Genomic DNA, 18,063 nt, shown 5'->3' with positions numbered 1-18,063 from the left:
TTACTTTTGGGACAGCCCCTTGCTTCGTTCCCGGGGTCTTCCTCATCTTCTGGACGTTCTCTTCCGGATATAGGAGAGAAGCATAAACAGAAGCCAAGTAAGAATGGGAATCGAGAGAAGAAGGGCGTTGCGCCCTTGGAAATCGATGCCGAACATGCGGGTTTCGTCGTCCAGTCCGTACAGCTTCCAGGCGGAAGTCAGAATAAACGCGTTGGAACAAAATGCGGTCAGCATGCCCAGCCATTTGCTCTTGCTCTCTCTCTCGATCCGGACGGAGAGGATGGTCGAGATTAGGAACGAGCCTGCAATGATTAAGGGTATCAACTCTTCACCGCCTAAAGGATGTATGCTGCAACTTGATCGTGGAAGAGAATCAACTCTTCTCTATTATTTAACGCAGCAAATAGCCATAGGTTGCGAAAAATTGGAATTAAAGGAAGTCACATACTCTATACTGAGCGGGTTTGCGGCCGAATTCAAGAGCTTGGAAATTGAAGTTTAGCCTTATTAAGAATCGCCGTGATCTTCTGTTCGTAAGCATAATTCTTCTGCTTATACTCCACGAGTTTCGTATAAAGGGACAGCATGGAGGTAAGCGTGCTCGAGGAGGTCTTGACGTCTGGCTTCTTGACGGCGGAATTGAATGTCTTAAGCAGGGAGGAAAGGGCGCTCTTCGAGCTAGAGGCGCCGCTCTTCGCCGCCCGGATCTGAACCTTAACCGTGTCGATCTCCTTCAAGGTCGTCCGAATCGAAGCCGCGATCTTGGACACGGCCGCCTTCTCCGTCTGCAGCTCGGACTTTCTCGCTTTAATGTCCGCTTTCGCAAGCGCGACGGCCGGCTTGAGCAGATTGGCCTGAGCTTGCAGAACGCTCTTCAGCGTCTTGCTGCCTATCGTGCCGGCGGCGCTGATCTGCTGCGTGAGAAGCTTGTACTTGTCGAGGAGAGGCCGGTAGCTCTCTTCCGTCTTCTTAACCTTCGCTTCGAGAGAGGCGATCTTGGCGGCTCGTATCGTCTTGATTTTATTCTTCGTAACGGTCAGTTCTTCTTCGTTGCTGTAATGAAGGGCCTGAATCTTGGCATCCATGCTCTCTTCCTGCGTCTGCAAGGAACGAAAGTCGTTCATCTGGGAGACGAGCTTCGCGGACTGAGCGTCATCGGCGAAGGCGACGAGCTTCCCCCAGGCGGTCTGCGTCGTGCCCGTCAGCGTGACGGAAGCCGCCCCCGCATGATGCGGCAGCGACAGAATCAAGGCGACTACCAGGGCGACGATCGTTCTTCCCCATCTTATCCGACGAAAATTCATTCAACATTCCCCTTCCTCAACATAAAATTGGACAGCAAAAAGCACCTGCGAGATAAGCCGATAACGGCCGCTCTTACAGGTGCTTCCTTGTAAGGTGATGCGAACTATTGTTCCCCAATCATACACGCAACCCCGGGCTCGGGTCAAGGCCTTTTTTGTTCCCGAGAGCTGCGTGCTTTGATGATTGCCGATGGCTGCACTGGCCCGATAATGTCGGGTTACAGCCATTCTCTTAGGTTCGTGAGCTCAAGAGAAGGGATATTTACCATATAAAGGGCAAAATCTGAAAGAAAGTTCAGATAGACAGAACATTTTTGCTTGATTTTGCCCTGACGCGTCTTGGCGTTGACGCTTTTATCCGTTACTATAGAGAAGTGTGATATGAATCTCACGACCGATTGTCACGTCGCTTGGTCCTAGCTATAATAAACTGAAATAATGTGCATCCTCCACAGTACAAAATTTCGCATCGAGATGCTTAAAGGGAAGTGCTGGAATCATGCCGGATGAACGCTCCGATGACAAGCTAAGTCGAATGATCGACATTGCGAAGATGTATTATCAGTTGGACTATAGCCAGCAGGAGATCGCGAATAAGTTCGGCATCTCGCGTCCGACCGTATCCCGGTTCCTGCAGCAGGCCAAAGAAGAAGGGTACGTTCAGATCAAGATTCTCGACCCTTACGAGAATAACGGTACGCTGGCGGCGCAGCTGGAACGCAAATTCGGGCTTAAGCGCGCGGTAATCTTTTCGGTGCCCCAGTATGAGGACGCCATCGTCAAGAAATACCTCGGAATCGCGGCTGCCGATTATCTGAACGAGACGGTAAAGGACGACGATATTATCGCGACGACGTGGGGGACTACCCTCTACGAGGTGGCGATCAATCTGCAGGGGAAGTTCACCAAGAACGTCAAGGTCGTGCAATTGAACGGCGGCGTCAGCCACTCCGAGACGAATACCTACGCGCATGAGATTGTCCATCTGTTCGGCAAGGCCTTCCACACGAACCCGCATTTCATCCCGTTGCCCGCGATCGTAGATCATTACATGGTCAGGCAGACGATCGAGTCGGACCGGCACATTCGCAAGACTTTGGAGCTGGGGAAGCGAGCGAACATCGCCGTCTTCACCGTGGGGGTTCCTACCGAGGATTCCGTGCTGATCAAGGCGAACTACTTCAACGAACCGGAGCTGAAGCTCATTCAAGAGAGTGGCGCCGGAGACATCTGCTCCCGCTACTTCGATCTCGAGGGCAAGATCATCTCCGAGGAATTGAACGAGAGGACGATCGGCATCGGCCTCGAGGAGCTCGGACAGAAGGAGCAATCGATTCTCGTGGCCGGAGGTTCGAAGAAGGTCGCGGGAATTTACGGCGCTCTGAAGGGGAAATATACCAACGTTCTGATCACGGATCAATGCACGGCGAAGTATTTGCTCGAGCGGTAGAAGCGGGGCGTTCGTCGGCGATATATACAAGAATGAAGGCATTGGGGGAAAAAGAAATGTTGAATCAAGCACAGCCCGGGGCGGACATGGATCTTGCTTCGTACATCGACCATACTCTGCTGAAGCCGGAGAGCACCCGGTCCGGGATCGTCCGCCTCTGCGAGGAAGCGAAGCAGTACGGGTTCGCGACGGTATGCGTCAATCCCTATTGGGTCCGGACGGCGGCCGAGCTGCTGGCGGGCACGGGCGTCGGAATCACGACGGTCATCGGGTTCCCGCTCGGGGCTTCGACTACGAGCACGAAGGTGGCGGAGACGGAGGATGCGATCGGGAACGGCGCGACGGACATCGACATGGTGCTTAACGTCGGCGCCCTGAAGTCCGGAATGCTGGAGCAAGTCGAACGGGACATCGCGGCGGTCGTCGCGGCTAGCCGCGGCAAGGCGATCGTAAAGGTGATTCTGGAGACGGGGCTGCTGACCGACGAAGAGAAAATCAAAGCCTGCGAGCTGAGCAAGTCGGCCGGGGCGGACTTCGTGAAGACGTCGACGGGCTTCGGCCCCGGCGGCGCGACGGTCGAGGATATCGCCCTCATGAGACGCGCGGTCGGCCCGGAGATGGGTGTCAAGGCATCGGGCGGAGTTCGCGACGCGGCGACTTGCCGGGCGGTCATCGCGGCGGGCGCGACGCGAATCGGAGCCAGCTCCAGCGTGGCGATCGTGTCCGGCGGGCAAGGGTCGGGATACTAACCGAGCGAGATAAAGGAGAGAAGCCTCCGGGACTGCCGATGCGGTCCGCGGAGGCTTCTTTGTCTTATGCTTATCGGCGCTTCAGTTCGAAGAACTCGCACAAAGCCCTTGGGTGGTAGGACAAATCGCCGACTCCCGATTGAAGGATGATCGTGCTGTCGTCGAACCGGATAATGACGCCACCGGAATCGACGATCTGATCGTCGCGAAACACCCGAATTCCAAGCTGGCGCGCCATCGCCTCCTCGAAATCCGCGTCGGTCGTTAATCTTCGCTGGATAGCCATTCGCGGCCTCCCCCCTCTCTTATTTTCCAACAGTTCCTAGATGACAAGCCTATCCGACATAACCTGCCGCGTTGTCCGAAATCTTGGCATGCGCCATTCGCCACACTCATACAATGTACCACTTCCAATAGAGTGGGATGGGGTGAGCGGGAATGGACGTTGAATTATCCGCCTTGCATTGGGTGTACCTGGCGTTCATTGTATTCATTCTGGCGCTATTGATCAAGAGAAGGGACACCACGATGATCTGCGTCGTCGGCATTCTCGTTTTGGCGCTGATCGCGACCGAGAGCGCAAGCGACTCCGTCTCGGGCATTTTCAACAGCTTCATCTACGCCACGAAGGAACTCATCGGAACGATCTTCATCATCTCGATCATCGTCTCGATGAGCCGGGTCATGATCCGTACCGGCATCAACGAGATCATGGTCCGGCCGCTCACCGGTTTCATGAGAACCCCGGCTCTGGCCTTCTGGGGAATCGGCATGATCATGATGGTCTCCTCCTGGTTTTTCTGGCCGTCCCCGGGGGTCGCGCTTGTCGGAGCCGTGCTGCTCCCGGCGGCGGTCCGGGTCGGACTTCCCGCTCTCGGCGCCGCCATGGCGATGAACCTGTTCGGTCACGGGATCGCGCTGTCCGGCGATTATATCATTCAAGGCGCGCCCAAGCTGACGGCCGACGCGGCGGGCCTTCCGGTGTCGGAGGTCATGGAGGCGAGCGTGCCTCTGGTCATCGTGATGGGGGCCGTAACGACGGCGCTCGCGTTCTGGTTCATGTACCGGGACCGGAAAAACGGAACGTGGAGAGACGGGCTCGTCGAAGGAGGCCAATCGGCGTTGTCCGCGGACGCGGGGTCGGTCTCTCTGTCCTTGAGGGCGAAGCGATGGTCGGCGATCGTCATTCCGATCTTATTCTTGCTGGACGTCGTCGCCATGTTCGTTTACGACCTGCAAGGAGGAGACGCGACGGCGCTCATCGGGGGGACGGCGGTGCTTATCCTCATTGTCCTGACTTTGATGGCCCACCGAAACAAAGGCTTGGAGGAGATTACCTCCTATATGGTGGACGGCTTCCAATTCGGCTTTAAGATTTTCGGCCCGGTTATTCCGATCGCGGCCTTCTTCTACTTGGGAGACTCGGCGTTCACGGAGCTGCTCGGAGAGAATTTGCCGGAAGGCTCGCACGGCATCGTGAACGACCTGGGGGTCGCGCTGGCGGACGCCGTGCCGGTGAACGGAATCGTCGGCTCGCTCACCCTCTCGGTAACGGGCGCGATCACCGGCCTCGACGGCTCGGGCTTCTCCGGCATCTCTCTCGCCGGCTCCGTCGCCAATATGTTCGCGACCGCGATCGGCTCCGGGGCGGCGACGCTTACGGCGCTCGGTCAAGTGGCGGCCATCTGGGTGGGCGGCGGCACGCTTATCCCATGGGCGCTTATCCCGGCCGCGGCCATCTGCGGCGTCAGCCCGTTCGAACTGGCCAGGCGGAACCTGAAGCCGGTGTTGATCGGCCTTGGGGCGACGACGATCGTCGCGATGTTTCTCGTATGACGAATTTAGCATCGTTTCCTTTTTTTGCGGACCCTATAGGGTCTTCTTTTATGTTATATTTAATGCCATTAAAATAGCGCTTTCACTATTATGGAAGATTTATTATCCTAAAATTTTGAAAATAGGATCGAATTCAAATTGAATATCTTCGAATATATGATAAAATCGTGTTATATTAAGTGACATTAATTAGGGGGATGGGCGATGAGAAAATGGTCGATTCTGGCGTCGGTCGCGGTAATGGCGCTAGCTTTAACGGCATGCGGCTCCAACAAAAACGAGCAAGCGGCCAGCGGCGGCGAGGCGAGTCCGAGCGCCCCGGCTAGCCCAAGCGAAGCGGCGAGTCCCGGCGGAGAGAAGGCGGTCATCAAGGTAGCGACCGATGCGAGCTATGCCCCGATGGAGAGCATGGACAAGGATAAAATCGTCGGCTTCGACGTCGACTTCCTCGATGCCGTCATGAAGGAAGCGGGACTGGACTATGAGCTGACGAATACCGGGTGGGATCCGTTGTTCGCCGACCTGGAGCAGGGCGATAAGAGCTCCTACGACATGGCCATCTCGGCGATCTCCATCACCGACGAACGGAAGCAAACCTTCGATTTCTCGATTCCGTACTTCGAATCGGTCAATATGATTCTGACGAAGGAAGGCGCGACGATCGCGAACGCGCTGGAGTTGAAGGACAAGAAGGTGGCGGTGCAGGGGGCGACGACGGCGGAAGAGTTGATGAAGGGGATCATGGGAGAGGGGAATGCCGATCTCAAGCGCTTCGACAGCAACACGCTGGCCCTGCTGGAGCTGGACAGCGGCGGCGTGGACGCGGTCGTTGCCGACTTCGCGGTCGTGCAGGCTTTCGTCGAGCAGCATCCGGACAAGAAGTACGCCGCCATGTACGACAAGACCAACTTCGCCCCGGAATACTACGGGATCATGCTCCCGAAGGGCAGCGGGCTTAAGGCGAAGATCGACGCCGCCGTGGAGAAGGTGCGCGCGAGCGACGAATACAAAGCGATGTACAAGGAGTGGATAGGCGTCGAGCCCGACACGACGGATCTAGTCAATACGAAGTAACGGCGGCGGCTCGGACTCGGAGCATGCGTAATGGAGACGTTGCGCATGCTTTTTTTTACGATAAAGAGTTTATAAGTTTCGCGTTTATCATTGTTGCAGTTTGGGGAGAGGAGAACTTTCGGTGGGGGATTTTCGGTTTGACATCATAGGAGATTATTTTCCTCTATTCATGAAGGGCATGGGCTACACGATAGGAATCTCGATCGTATCGATTCTCCTTGGGGCGATTCTGGGGCTGGCGATCGGATTCGGCAAAATGTCTCCGCGGTGGTACCTGAGTTGGCCTGTCAGCGGGTACATCAACTTCTTTAGAGGCACGCCGCTTATTCTGCAGATTCTGATCATGCATTTCATGATCGTTCCGCTGTTTCTGGATAAGACGAACGCTATTGCGGCCGCCATCGCGGCGCTGTCTCTCAATTCGGCGGCCTACACGGGGGAGATCTACCGGGCGGGAATCCAGTCGATCGATCCGGGCCAGCGCGAGGCGGCCTACTCCCTGGGCATGACCCGCTTCCAAGCGATGCGCCACGTCATCCTGCCGCAAGCGGTCAAGCGGATGATACCGGCGTTCGGCAACGAGTTCATCGTTCTGGTCAAGGACTCTTCGCTCATATCGGTCATCGCGGTTCCCGAGATCATGTACTGGGCCAATGCGGCGAAGGGGCAGTACCTGAGAGTATGGGAACCTTACCTGACGGCGGCCGTCATCTACTTCGTTCTCACTTATCTGCTAAACAAGCTGCTTCAGTACGTCGAGAGGAAGGTGTAGCCGGATGAGCGGTCCCATTATACAGGTGAAAGGCTTGAACAAGTTCTTCGGAGCCAACCAGGTGCTGCGCGATATCGATTTGGAAGTGGCGAGGCAGGAGGTGGTCGTCGTCATCGGGCCGTCCGGCTCCGGCAAGTCGACGATGCTGAGATGCCTGAACCTGCTGGAAAAGCCCGATTCCGGAGAGGTTCGGATCGAGGGCAAATCGCTATTGGATCCTGCCACGAAGATTACGGAGATGAGGGCGGAGGCGGGCATGGTGTTCCAGCGCTTTAACCTTTTCCCCCATATGAGCGTTCTCGAGAATATTACGCTGGCGCCCATTCGCGTAAGAGGCTGGCCCGCGGAGAAGGCGAAGGCCAAAGCGACGGAGCTGCTGCGCAAGGTAGGGCTGTCGGAGAAAGCGGCGGCCCGCCCCGACTCCTTGTCCGGCGGTCAAGCTCAGCGGGTGGCGATCGCGAGGGCGCTGGCGATGGAGCCGAAGATCATGCTGTTCGACGAGCCGACCTCGGCGCTCGACCCCGAGATGGTCGGCGAGGTGCTGAACGTCATGAAGGAGCTGGCCTCCGAAGGAATGACGATGGTCGTCGTTACTCACGAGATGGGCTTCGCCCGCGAGGTCGGCGATCGCGTCCTCTTCATGGAGCAGGGGAGAATCGTCGAGACAGGGACTCCCCAAGAGCTCTTCGAAGCTCCGCGGCAGGAGCGGACGCGGGCTTTCTTGTCCAAGGTGCTGTAGCGGCGATGCCAAGAAGAAGAGAGGTCGAGATGCCCAGTGGGAGGGATCTTCGGCCTCTTTTGATTTTTGCTTGCAGCAAGAAGTCGTAGTCGTCAACGGAACGAACGGCGACCGGATCCGGCGGATTGCTTGGGCATTTGTTCCATAGGCTCCTTCGGGGTAAAATATAGGAATAATGACTTTAGTTCATCTTGGGAGGGAGCCAGTACATGCCGCGCAATCAAGCTAGACATTCCGCCGCGATCTCCCTGGGCGTCATGGGAGCCGGCTTCGTCGCCACGTTCCCGCTGCTCGATTACGGATGGGGAGCCCTGCTGCACGGAGGCTTCGAAGCCGGCTTGGTAGGCGGGCTCGCCGACTGGTTCGCGGTGACGGCCTTGTTCCGTCATCCGCTCGGGCTGAAGATCCCGCACACGGCGCTGCTGCCCCGGAACCGGGATAAGGTCGTTCGATCTCTCGTGAACGTGATCGAGAACGAATTCCTGACCAAAGACAGCATCAAATCGAAGGTCGGAGCGTTCCTCGCGGGGGACAAGCTGATCGCTCTCGCGGAGCGTCATCAAGAGGACGCCGTTCGGGCGATCGTCGCCGCGAGCGGATTCGCGGCGCGCAGCCTGCCGGTCGAACGGATCGTGCCGTTTCTGGCTCGCGAGTTGAAGCGCAAGGCGGCGGAGCTGGACACGGTCTCCCTGCTGACATTGCTCCGCAATGAAGTGCTGGCCCGAGGCTTCGAGGAGAAGGCGTTCCAATTCATCCTGCAGAAAGCGGAGGGAATCCTTGTCCGGGACGCGGCGCGGGATCAGCTGGGGGCGATGGCCGCTAACGCGCTCGCGGGAGTCAAGGCCGGAGGGTTGATGGGCTTCGCGGTTAACGCGTTCGCGGGGTTCATGACCGAGGACAAGCTGGGCGCGCTGCTGCAGAACGCGATCCTCTCCAGCCTTAGGGATATGAGGCAATATGAGAGCCATCCGCTGCGAATGCTCCTGCTGGAGGAGATTCGCAAGCTTCTGCTGGACCTGCCGAACAACGAGGAAGTCGTGAACGGACTCGAAGCCGCTAAGCTGAACGCGATCGAAAGCGTGGATCTGGAAGGCTATCTGGCAAAGTGGCTCGGAGAGCTGAAGGAGAAGGCGATCGCTTTCGTCCAGGAAGAACGTTATGCGACCGACGTCGTCGCTCCCGCGGTGAGCGGTTTCCTGGCCCGCTTCCGCGAAGAGCCGGAGAAGCTGGACGCCATCCGGGACTGGGCGCAGGAGCGGGTCTCCTCCATCGTGGACGAGAACCATTCCCGTATCGGCGTGCTGGTCAGAGAGAACCTGGACAAGCTCGACAACAAAACGCTGATCGAGATGATCGAGGACAAGATCGGCTCGGATCTTCAGTGGATCCGGGTGAACGGCGCGGTATGCGGCTTCCTGATCGGGCTCGTCCTGGAAGGCGTTAACCTTATTTTCTAATGCGGGATGACGGATAGGAGCTGGCCGAGATGATCATGAACGAACAAATCAAAGCTTCCGAGGTTCGGCTTACGGGAGCGGACGGCGAGGATCTCGGGATAGTCTCCCGGGCCGAAGCGCTGGAGCTGGCTCGCAAGCTGAGGATGGATCTTGTCTGCGATTCGTTGTTCAGCAGCCCTCCGCCTTGCCGATTGGTCGCCAGAGGGGCCGCGAAGCAGCAGAAGAACGAAGCTTCCCGGGCCGAGAGGCTTGCGGGCGGCGCGGCGAAGGTCAAAGAGCTGCGCCTCACTCCTCATATCGAGGATCACGACTACGACACGAAGCTCAGGCAAGCGGAGAAGCTTCTCGCCTCGGGCAATGCCGTGCAATTCGTCGTGAAGCTGACGAATTCCAAGGAAGGCGCGGCGGCGAAGGGGCTATTGGAAAGGCTGTTGAAGGATTTGAACGCGTCGGGCAGAAGAGAGACGGGGATCCAAGTCAGCGGCAAGCAGGCGGCGGTCAAGGTAAATCCGGCGCAATAAGAATAAAGATCAGCTTCCCGAACCGGGGAGCTGAATTTTTTTGCGGTTCCGGTATTGGGTGGGCGATAGGCCTTCCTGCTTCTTGAAGGCTTTGGAGAAGGAAAAGAGATCCGGGTATCCGACAGACAGAGCGATCTCGGACAGCGTATAGTTCGTCTGGTCCAACAGCAGCTTAGCTTCGGTCATCTTGAGCTGCTGGACGTACTTCATCGGCGGCATGCCGTATGCCTTGCGGAACGTCTTCGTGAAGTGGGTCCGTTCGACGCCGACGAATTCCGCCGCGCGTTCGATGGAGATGCCTCCGGCGTAATGAATCTCCAGGTATTCGAGCCCTTTCTGGAGCCAATCCGCCGAAGGACCGGGATCGGCGGCTCCGATAATGCCGGGCCTTCGGGCAAGGGCGTCGAACACGCGATAAAAAGCCGACAGCCTCGCGAGGTCCGTGTTCGCGCGGTCGGAGTGCGTGGCCAGATCGAAAAATTCCCGCATGCGAGCGATCGCCTCTTCGGTCAAAGCGCCGGCCGCATGGGGCGAATGGGGCTTTAATCCGACCCGCTCCAACAGGCCCAGAGCTTGTTTGCCGTCGAAGGCGAAGAACGCCTTGCGAAGAGGGGCGTCCGGAACCGTGAAGTATTCGTGCGTCACCTGCGGGAAGAGGCAGAAAATATCGTTCTTGCGGAGCGGGTACGTTCGGTTGCCTTGGATGAACGTGCCTTCTCCGTCCAGCACGAACAGCAAATAGTAGTAGGGCGAGATTCTCGGTCCGATATGGTAGTTAGGCTTCGCGATGTTGCTGCCGAGCCGGATCGGCCAAGCGGCACCGGACTTCTCGAATTCGGTCGGCGTAAAGAAGTAGATCTCCAAATATTCGTTATGTTCTTCCCTCATGTTTTCCCGCAAGTCGGACACCTCATTTTTATATGGCGAAACTCCATTGAACTTATACTAACAGCTCCGGATGACGAAATGTACCCACAAAATGACATGACTCGAACCCCTCAGTTTGACATTCCCATGTGATCTCGATCATTGCTATGATGCAAACACAAACTAATCCAAGCAAATAAGTAGGTAATGACCGGACAACCGGAAGGAAGGCAGCCCGGCGCACGCTGCCGAAACCGAAGCGGCCGAGGAGCGGTTTGAACATTCGCAAGAGCTTCTGCGACATCCGGGAAGTCGCGGACGCTACTGCCAGACAGGAAGCATCCTTGCTTTTCCGACCTTCACGGCAACGGTGCGAGAGGAGAAGAACTTTCATGGGATCTGCAGATCAAGTGGAATTCGGCTGGTTTATCCCGACGACGGGGGACGGCCCTTATATCGGCATTCCGCCGCAGCGGGAAGCCACGCAGCAATACATGACGGAGGTGGCGCAAGCCGCTGAGCGGGCGGGCTATGAATTCGTGCTCATCCCGACCGGGGGAGATTGCCTGGACGCTTGGGTCGTCGGCTCTTGGGTCGCGGCCCGGACGGAGAAGCTGAAGGCGCTGGTGGCGATGCGTCCCGGTCTTATGTCGCCGGTGCTGGCGGCCCGCATGGCGGCGACGCTGGACCGGGTATCCGAGGGAAGGGTTCTCGTGAACGTAGTGACCGGCCATTACCCGGCGGACCTGCAAGCGACGGGCGATCCCCTTTCGTTAAGCCATGACGAGCGTTACGAGCGGACGAGGGAATTCCTTCACGTCGTCAAGGGCGTGTGGGACCCGGAGACGCCGGGCGGCTTCGATTACAAAGGCCGTTATTACGACATCCAAGGAGGGCAGAGCCGCCCCGCTCTCGTTACGGCTCCCTATCCGCCGCTTTATTTCGGAGGGAGCTCGGTATCGGGCAAGAAGGTAGCGGCCGAGCTGGCCGACGTCTACCTGATGTGGGCGGAGCCGCTCGAGTGGATCGGCGGCCAGATCTCGGAGATGGAGGGATACCTCGACGAACGGAGCCGGGAGACCGGCGAAGCCAGGCGAACCCTGCGCTATGGGTTAAGGGCGCAGCTGGTCGTCCGGGAGACGGAGGAGGAAGCGTGGAGGGCGGCGTGGAGCATTCTGAGCCAGGCCGATCCGGCTCTGCTCTCCTCCCGGGAGAAGCTGCATTCGAGAACGGACGCGACGAACCAGAAGAGGCAGATGGACCTGTGGAACGATTCGCGGGACAACGATTACGTCATCGGGCCGAATCTCTGGTCGGGCTTGTCGGCCGTTCGCGGAGGAGGAGCCGTCGCGTTCGTCGGAACGCCGGACCAGGTGTCGGACCGGCTGCTGGAGTTCGTCGACGCGGGCGTCACTTCCTTCATTCTCTCCGGCTATCCGCATCTGGAAGAAGCCGAGATTTCGGGTCGCCTGCTGATGCCGGTCGTCAAGCGCAAGCTGGCGGAACGCGCCGCGGCGGGCGCCAAGACGCAAACGACGTAAACCATTATCGATTCGAAGGGATAGGGGACTATGAGATATAAGAGAAAACTTGTCAATCTGCTAGTTGCTGCGACCGCCTTGACGGCTGCGCTGTCGGCATGCGGCAGCACCTCGGGCAACGGAAATTCCGCGAACGGAGGCGCCCCGAACGATGCTTCCCCAAGCGTCTCGGCCGGCTCCTCCTCCGAGGCTCCGTCGTCCTCCGCGCCGTCCGGGGAGAAGGCGACGATCAGCTTCATCCATTGGCGCGGCGAGGACGCCAAAGCGTTCGATGCTATCATCGGGAAGTTCGAGCGGGAGAACCCCAACATAACGGTCGAGACCCAGGTGTTCCCGTCCGACCAATATCAATCGACCGCCCAGGCGAAGCTGGCGGACGGCTCCGTCGGCGACGTCTTCGCGTCCTTCCCCGGAGCGCAGTTCGCTTCGATCGCGAAGGCGGGACTGTACGCGGACCTGTCCGGCGCCGCCTTCCTGTCCAACTTCTTGCCGTCGCTTATCGAAGCCGGGCAGCAGGACGGCAAGCAATTGGCGGTGCCGTATCAGCTCGTCTACAACATCCCGATTTACAACGCCGATATTTTCGCCAAGTACGGTCTGGAACCCCCGAAGGACTGGGACGGCTTCCTTGCGGCTGCCGAGAAGCTAAAGAGCGAAGGGCTCGTGCCGATCGCCTTCCCCGGAGCGGATATCGGTCCCGGTCAATTCATGAACCCGATGGTCATGAACAACGCCCCGGATCCGGACATCTTCGCGAAGCTGGAGGCGGGCGAGACGAAGCTGACGGACGAATGGTGGGTCAAGACGTTGTCTCAGTTCAAGGAGCTAAGCGACAAGGGATACTTCCAGAAGGACGCTCTCGGCACGAAGGACCAAGGGGCGGGAGCGCTGTTCGCGCAAGGCAAGGCGGCGATCCTGGCCACGGGATCGTATCAGCTGGCCCAGAACAAGAAGAACAACCCGGAGCTGAACCAGAAGCTGCTCGCTCCGATTACCGTGTCCGAGGATCAAGCCGTCTATGAAGGCATCCACACGACGACGTTCATGCTGGGCGTGAACGCCAAGTCGAAGCATCCGGAAGAGGCGAAGAAATTCATCGAATTCTTGAGCCGCAAGGACATCGCCGGGGAATACGCGAACGCGACCGGCCAGAACGTGACGGTCAAGGACGTCGAATACACGTCGGACGAATTGAAGACCGTCGCGGAGTGGACGGACAAGAAGACCCGCTTCCAGCCGCGCTTCACGATCACGAACGCGGAGATCCAGAAGGCGGTCACGAGCTCGATCCAGGCGGTGCTGGGCGGCAAATCTCCGGAGCAGGCGGCGCGGGAAGCCCAAGCGATCGTGGATCAGCAGATAGGCAAGTGACGCCATGAAGCCGGGTAAACGACTGATTCTCTTTTTCCTGCCGGGAACCGTTCTTTACCTCGCGCTGTTCGTATACCCGACCCTGACGGGACTTTATTATTCCATTACGGACTGGGACGGCTTATCGCCGTCCTACCGTTATGTCGGGGCGGACAATTACGCGAGGCTGGCGGAGGATATCGTCTTCCGCAAATCGTTCGCGAACAACCTGAAGTTTATGCTGGCCGTCGTCCTGGTCCAGACCGCCGTCTCGCTCGCGCTGGCCCTGCAGCTGACGAAGAAGAACAAGAGGACGGTCGCGCTGAGAGCGCTGTTCTTCGTGCCGACCGTCCTCTCTTCCGTCTCCGTCGGCTTCATCTGGACGTTCATCTACGACCCCTCGCTAGGCGCGCTGAACGGCCTGCTGGAGAAGCTCGGGCTCGGCGCCCTGACGCAGAACTGGCTGGGCGACATGAACCTCGCCATCTTCTCCGTCGCCGCGGTGCAGGCATGGGCGCATATCGGGCAGATGATCGTCCTTTACGTGGCCGGCCTGCAGGCGATTCCCCCGGAGCTGCTCGAGGCGGCCCGGCTGGACGGAGGAACGAGAGGGCAGGTGTTCCGCAAGGTGACGTGGCCGCTGCTCGCTCCCGCGGCCGCGATCGTCGTCTCGTACACGACGATCCAATCGTTCAAGGCGTTCGATCTCGTGTTCACGATGACGGGAGGCGGGCCGGCGTATTCGACGGAGATCCTGTCCACGTTCATCTACGGGGCCGCTTTCACCAACGGAACGTTCGGATTCGCCTCCGCGGCTTCCGTCGTCTTCCTGGCCCTGATCTCGCTCATTACGTATTTGCAATTCCGGCTGCTGAGAGCGGACCGGGTATCCTATTAATTCGCCAGGCAGGTGAGAGACTTGAGAGGACTCGGCAGAATAGCGCTTGCCGCCTATGCTTCGGTTATCCTCCTCCCCTTGATGCTCCTCGTCTTTACGACGATGAAGACGACGCCCGAATTTTATGCCGATCCGCTCGGCCTGCCCCGCCGGTGGGACTTCTCCCATTACCGAGAGCTGTTCGACGGGCAGACGATGTGGCGCTACTTCGGCAACAGCGCCGTCGTGACGCTGTCCACCGTCGCGCTGGAGCTGCTGCTGGCGGGCATGATCGCTTACGGCATCCTCCGATCCGGGAGGAAGCTCGGAGGCTTCATGTTCGCGTTGTTCGCGGCGGGATTGATGGTGCCGTCCCAGGTGAACATGATCCCCATCTATTCCCTGTTGCGCAAGCTCGGCTGGACGAACAGCCTTACCGGCCTCGTGCTCGTCTCGGCGGCGGTGCTGCTCCCGTTGTCCGTCTTCATGCTCTCCGGGTTCATGCGAACGCTCCCGAAGGAGATGCTGGAAGCCGGGGCGATCGACGGAGCGGGAGAGGCGACCCTGCTCGTCCGCATCGTGTTTCCTCTGTGCGCACCGTACTTAGCCTCGACGGCCGCGTTCCTGTTCGTGATCGTCTGGAACGACCTGTTGTTCCCCATGCTGCTCGTCGGGGGCAAGGATAAGCTTACGCTCCCGCTCGCCCTGCTGCAGTTCCGGGGAGAATTCGTGACCGACTATCCGATGCTGCTGACCGGCGTCGTCGTCAGTACGGTGCCTATGATCGTTCTATTCGTGTTCTTGCAGCGTTACTTCATCTCCGGCGCGCTAGCCGGATCGCTCAAAGGGTAAGGGCTCTTATTGTCCGGATCTCCATCCCCTTGAGCGAAACGAAGCGCCGGCCAAGTGACTCCCGCGCCGCTATCGTGTTATAGTGGTTCAAGATGAAGACGGGGTGGATGAACCGAATGTTCTTATATGATGAAGAGATGGTCCGGCGGATTCGCGAGCGCTCCAAAGAGATGGAAGCGGCGGGGGAGATCGACGATTGGCTGTTGGAGTTGGCCTATGAAGAAAGGCTGTTTAAGCTGTTCGTGCCGAATGAATTGAACGGGCGAATGACGCCGCTTCCGGAAGCGGCGCGGATCTTCGAGCGATCGGCTTGGATCGACGGCGCGTTCGGCTGGCTGGTCACGATCGGCTCGGGCGGAGGCTTCTTCGCCGCGACGATTCCGGATCGGGAGGCAAAGCGCTTGTTCTCCGGGCGGGAAGCGGTGTTGGCGGGAAGCGGAATGCCGACGGGAAGGGCTTACCCGGTCCCAGGCGGGTACCGGGTCAACGGCCGCTGGCAGTATTGCAGCGGCTCGACGTTCGCGAGCTTCTTCACCGCGAACGTCTACATAGAACGGGAAGGCGAGCAAGAGGAGATGCGCTCGTTCGCTTTCCTGCCGGAGCAGGTCGAGATTATCCGAGATTGGAACTCGTTCGGCCTTCGGGCAACCGCCAGCCATTCGATCGCGGTGACGGATGCTTTCGTCCCGGCGGAGATGACGTTCGATATCGTGTCGGAGCCCCGCTATGACGATGCGATCTACCGCTACCCGTTCCGCCCCTTCGCTCAGGTAAGCTTTGCGGCGGCTTCTCTCGGAATCTCTCGGCATTGGCTGGACGAATGCCGGTCGTTCGCGGAGCGGCGGACCGAGGCTTGGCGAGAGAAGAGTCCGCTGCGCTTAAAGGCGCTGCTGGGAAGCTTGGAGGAACAAGAGCGGCGCTGGCGGGAAGCGTCGGAGGCTTTCTATCATGCGGTGGATTCCGCGTGGGCGGAATTCGAGTCGGCCCGGGAGCTTCCGGAGGAGAGGTGGAAGGAGGTCGGCCGGGTCAGCCAAGAGGCTGCGGCTGTCGCGAGAAGCGGCTCGGAAGCGATATTCCCTCTGCTCGGAATGACCGCCCTTCAGCACGATCATCCGCTCAACCGTACCTGGCGCGATCTGCATACGGTGACGCAGCACTCGCTGCTGCTGCCGTTGGAGGAATAAGAACAGAGAAGGGAAGCGTTGGCGGAGGTCCCGCCCGGCGCTTCCCTTTCTTATTCGGAGACCGATTATTTCTTCTTGGCTATGGAGAAAATGACCGTCTTGTTGGCGTTGTCGATCTGAATGTCCACGTTGTCCTCTCCGATAACGGTTTTCCTCGATTCGATCGTTTTGCCGGCCGCGACCTTCGTACAGATATCCGAGAACAGCTGGTTGAACGTGGAGGCGTTGTAGCCGAACAGATAGTTGCCGAACGCCTGCACCGCTTCCCGGTTGCGAGCGAACGCGCCCTCCCGCAGCCGGATGGTGATGCCGTACGTGTCGTACTGCGGATCCAGCCAGAGCGTCGTCTCCTCGGCCGGTTCCTTCGCGCCGGAGGGCCGATCGAGCACGGCGGCCTTCTCGTCGGCGTCCTTGAACAGGCGCAGCGTCGTTTCGAAGAGATCGTGGTTCGTTCCGCGCAGGGAGCCCGCTTGAGCCAGGACGTCGTAGGCGTCGTACATCCGCTGGTCGGGGAAGACGACGACCTTGCTGCCGCCGCCCGAGGTCGGCACGGACCGCTCCAGGTTGTCCGCCGAGACCGGCACCGCGATTCGGTTGGCCGGATCGGTCAATCGGTTCAGAATGACGAGCGCCTGGGCTCTCGTGACGATGTCGCCCACGCCGAAGTAGCCGTTCGGGTAGCCTTGGATGATGCCTTTGGCGAGAGCCTCTCCGATAAATTTCTGCTCGCGGTCGCTTGCGCTGCGAATATCTCCGTAGGAAGAGGCGAGCTTCTGGCCGAACTGCTCGTCCTCCAGAAACTCCGTTTCTTTGAGAGTATAATAGATGACCTCGGCAACGTTCTGGCGGGTCATATCCGTCTGGAAGTCGGAATAGCGGCTTTTGTTCAGGAAGTTCAGGTCGCTGGCTACGTCGATGAAGGGTTTGGCCCAGTAGCCGGACGTGGAAGACTTGAAGTCGAAGTACCGGTAATCCTGCTTCAGGATCGTTTGGTTGTCGGCGCTGAGCGAATTCAGGAACTTCTGGCTCCAGCTGCGCTCGCCGTTATCGTAGAGATCCGACTCGGAGACGATCAGCATCTTGATGAATTGATCCACCTGTACCGGAGCGTCCGGCCGGAAGGTCCCGTCGGGATAGCCGTCCAGAACTCCTCGCCGCAGCATCTCGTCGATCGTTTTCTCGGCCCAATGGCCCTTGATGTCTTTGAATGACGTCGCGCTTGCCAATGTCTTGGAAGCGGTTGTCGCCGCGGCGGCCGTTCCCGCCCGGGGAACTAGTCCGTTCGCCGATAATCCGGCCCCTAATAGCGCGCATACCATGATTGCCGCCGGTAATCTTCGCATGTCTTTCCTCCCGTATGATGTAAGCGTTTCTAGTCGACATTTAATAGCTAATCATACTTGGAGCGGGATGAAATCGGGCGGAACGCCTATACGGCCGGATTCCGAAAGTCTTGATTCGAATAGGCCTAAAGGACCTGGGTCCGCGTG

Annotated in this window: 18 protein-coding genes; 13 read left to right on the top strand and 5 right to left on the bottom strand. The window is 58.7% G+C overall.

The genetic code is table 11. The features are described 5' to 3' along the window. Positions 1–42: 42 nt before the first annotated feature. Positions 43–324 carry a hypothetical protein gene (locus H7B67_RS25230; RefSeq protein WP_185122639.1) on the bottom strand — a complete coding sequence of 94 codons (282 nt, stop codon included), beginning with the start codon at positions 322–324 and terminating at the stop codon, positions 43–45. Positions 325–476: 152 nt separating this feature from the next. Further along, on the bottom strand, positions 477–1,304 hold the full coding sequence (locus tag H7B67_RS25225) for a hypothetical protein (RefSeq protein WP_185122638.1): 828 nt from the start codon (positions 1,302–1,304) through the stop codon (positions 477–479). Positions 1,305–1,803: 499 nt separating this feature from the next. On the opposite strand from H7B67_RS25225, the gene deoR reads away from it, so the two are divergent. Further along, the gene (gene deoR, locus H7B67_RS25220) at positions 1,804–2,754 is read left to right on the top strand and encodes a DNA-binding transcriptional repressor DeoR (RefSeq protein WP_185122637.1); all 951 of its coding nucleotides are present in this window, start codon (positions 1,804–1,806) and stop codon (positions 2,752–2,754) included. 86 nt (positions 2,755–2,840) lie between these two features. Beyond that, positions 2,841–3,503 (top strand): deoxyribose-phosphate aldolase, encoded by a 663-nt coding sequence (deoC, locus tag H7B67_RS25215; protein ID WP_185122661.1) that lies wholly within the window; start codon positions 2,841–2,843, stop codon positions 3,501–3,503. Between the two features lie 70 nt (positions 3,504–3,573). Here deoC and H7B67_RS25210 read toward each other — a convergent pair whose 3' ends face one another. After that, positions 3,574–3,789, bottom strand: a complete 216-nt coding sequence (locus tag H7B67_RS25210; protein WP_185122636.1) for a hypothetical protein — start codon at positions 3,787–3,789, stop codon at positions 3,574–3,576. Between the two features lie 152 nt (positions 3,790–3,941). Between H7B67_RS25210 and H7B67_RS25205 the strand changes: the two genes are divergently transcribed. From H7B67_RS25205 to infC, 6 genes are all read left to right on the top strand, one after another. After that, positions 3,942–5,339, top strand: coding sequence for a hypothetical protein (locus tag H7B67_RS25205; protein ID WP_185122635.1), 1,398 nt, complete (start codon positions 3,942–3,944; stop codon positions 5,337–5,339). Positions 5,340–5,543: 204 nt separating this feature from the next. Continuing rightward, positions 5,544–6,413, top strand: a complete 870-nt coding sequence (locus H7B67_RS25200) for a basic amino acid ABC transporter substrate-binding protein (protein ID WP_185122634.1) — start codon at positions 5,544–5,546, stop codon at positions 6,411–6,413. A gap of 169 nt (positions 6,414–6,582) precedes the next feature. After that, entirely contained in the window at positions 6,583–7,185 is a 603-nt protein-coding gene (locus tag H7B67_RS25195) for an amino acid ABC transporter permease (protein WP_185122660.1), read from the top strand. Between the two features lie 16 nt (positions 7,186–7,201). After that, positions 7,202–7,924: an ATP-binding cassette domain-containing protein gene (locus H7B67_RS25190; RefSeq protein ID WP_185122659.1), complete on the top strand. Its 723-nt coding sequence runs from the start codon at positions 7,202–7,204 to the stop codon at positions 7,922–7,924. Positions 7,925–8,133: 209 nt separating this feature from the next. Beyond that, a complete protein-coding gene (locus tag H7B67_RS25185; RefSeq protein WP_185122633.1) occupies positions 8,134–9,381 on the top strand; it encodes a DUF445 domain-containing protein in 1,248 nt (415 codons plus the stop codon). Between the two features lie 29 nt (positions 9,382–9,410). Then, positions 9,411–9,902: a translation initiation factor IF-3 gene (gene infC / locus H7B67_RS25180; protein WP_185122632.1), complete on the top strand. Its 492-nt coding sequence runs from the start codon at positions 9,411–9,413 to the stop codon at positions 9,900–9,902. A 9-nt stretch (positions 9,903–9,911) separates the two neighbouring features. On the opposite strand, the gene H7B67_RS25175 is transcribed toward infC, so the two are convergent. Continuing rightward, the gene (locus H7B67_RS25175; RefSeq protein WP_245364011.1) at positions 9,912–10,802 is read right to left on the bottom strand and encodes a helix-turn-helix transcriptional regulator; all 891 of its coding nucleotides are present in this window, start codon (positions 10,800–10,802) and stop codon (positions 9,912–9,914) included. A 359-nt stretch (positions 10,803–11,161) separates the two neighbouring features. Here H7B67_RS25175 and H7B67_RS25170 point away from each other — a divergent pair, with 359 nt between their 5' ends. From H7B67_RS25170 to H7B67_RS25150, 5 genes are all read left to right on the top strand, one after another. Continuing rightward, entirely contained in the window at positions 11,162–12,310 is a 1,149-nt protein-coding gene (locus H7B67_RS25170) for an LLM class flavin-dependent oxidoreductase (RefSeq protein ID WP_185122631.1), read from the top strand. A 30-nt stretch (positions 12,311–12,340) separates the two neighbouring features. Beyond that, positions 12,341–13,681: an ABC transporter substrate-binding protein gene (locus H7B67_RS25165; RefSeq protein WP_185122630.1), complete on the top strand. Its 1,341-nt coding sequence runs from the start codon at positions 12,341–12,343 to the stop codon at positions 13,679–13,681. Between the two features lie 4 nt (positions 13,682–13,685). Then, positions 13,686–14,558, top strand: coding sequence for a carbohydrate ABC transporter permease (locus H7B67_RS25160; RefSeq protein ID WP_185122629.1), 873 nt, complete (start codon positions 13,686–13,688; stop codon positions 14,556–14,558). Positions 14,559–14,579: 21 nt separating this feature from the next. Next, positions 14,580–15,389: a carbohydrate ABC transporter permease gene (locus H7B67_RS25155; protein WP_245364009.1), complete on the top strand. Its 810-nt coding sequence runs from the start codon at positions 14,580–14,582 to the stop codon at positions 15,387–15,389. Positions 15,390–15,505: 116 nt separating this feature from the next. Further along, positions 15,506–16,573 (top strand): acyl-CoA dehydrogenase family protein, encoded by a 1,068-nt coding sequence (locus H7B67_RS25150; protein ID WP_185122628.1) that lies wholly within the window; start codon positions 15,506–15,508, stop codon positions 16,571–16,573. Positions 16,574–16,638: 65 nt separating this feature from the next. On the opposite strand, the gene H7B67_RS25145 is transcribed toward H7B67_RS25150, so the two are convergent. Next, positions 16,639–17,916, bottom strand: coding sequence for an S-layer homology domain-containing protein (locus H7B67_RS25145; RefSeq protein WP_185122627.1), 1,278 nt, complete (start codon positions 17,914–17,916; stop codon positions 16,639–16,641). Between the last annotated feature and the right edge of the window lie 147 nt (positions 17,917–18,063).

The organism is Cohnella thailandensis (assembly GCF_014212135.1).
Taxonomy (GTDB): domain Bacteria; phylum Bacillota; class Bacilli; order Paenibacillales; family Paenibacillaceae; genus Cohnella; species Cohnella thailandensis.
The sequence above is the reverse complement of the archived record's forward strand: the minus strand, read 5'-3'. Positions and strand labels throughout refer to the sequence as shown.

What these genes read in the sequence shown, in the direction of transcription:
- infC (WP_185122632.1), top strand. Translation starts at nt 9,411, where the DNA reads ATGATCATGAACGAACAAATCAAAGCTTCCGAGGTTCGGCTTACGGGA.
- deoR (WP_185122637.1), top strand. Translation starts at nt 1,804, where the DNA reads ATGCCGGATGAACGCTCCGATGACAAGCTAAGTCGAATGATCGACATT.
- H7B67_RS25225 (WP_185122638.1), bottom strand. Translation starts at nt 1,304, where the DNA reads ATGAATTTTCGTCGGATAAGATGGGGAAGAACGATCGTCGCCCTGGTA.
- H7B67_RS25185 (WP_185122633.1), top strand. Translation starts at nt 8,134, where the DNA reads ATGCCGCGCAATCAAGCTAGACATTCCGCCGCGATCTCCCTGGGCGTC.
- deoC (WP_185122661.1), top strand. Translation starts at nt 2,841, where the DNA reads ATGGATCTTGCTTCGTACATCGACCATACTCTGCTGAAGCCGGAGAGC.
- H7B67_RS25210 (WP_185122636.1), bottom strand. Translation starts at nt 3,789, where the DNA reads ATGGCTATCCAGCGAAGATTAACGACCGACGCGGATTTCGAGGAGGCG.
- H7B67_RS25145 (WP_185122627.1), bottom strand. Translation starts at nt 17,916, where the DNA reads ATGCGAAGATTACCGGCGGCAATCATGGTATGCGCGCTATTAGGGGCC.
- H7B67_RS25205 (WP_185122635.1), top strand. Translation starts at nt 3,942, where the DNA reads ATGGACGTTGAATTATCCGCCTTGCATTGGGTGTACCTGGCGTTCATT.
- H7B67_RS25200 (WP_185122634.1), top strand. Translation starts at nt 5,544, where the DNA reads ATGAGAAAATGGTCGATTCTGGCGTCGGTCGCGGTAATGGCGCTAGCT.
- H7B67_RS25170 (WP_185122631.1), top strand. Translation starts at nt 11,162, where the DNA reads ATGGGATCTGCAGATCAAGTGGAATTCGGCTGGTTTATCCCGACGACG.
- H7B67_RS25150 (WP_185122628.1), top strand. Translation starts at nt 15,506, where the DNA reads ATGTTCTTATATGATGAAGAGATGGTCCGGCGGATTCGCGAGCGCTCC.
- H7B67_RS25160 (WP_185122629.1), top strand. Translation starts at nt 13,686, where the DNA reads ATGAAGCCGGGTAAACGACTGATTCTCTTTTTCCTGCCGGGAACCGTT.
- H7B67_RS25195 (WP_185122660.1), top strand. Translation starts at nt 6,583, where the DNA reads ATGAAGGGCATGGGCTACACGATAGGAATCTCGATCGTATCGATTCTC.
- H7B67_RS25165 (WP_185122630.1), top strand. Translation starts at nt 12,341, where the DNA reads ATGAGATATAAGAGAAAACTTGTCAATCTGCTAGTTGCTGCGACCGCC.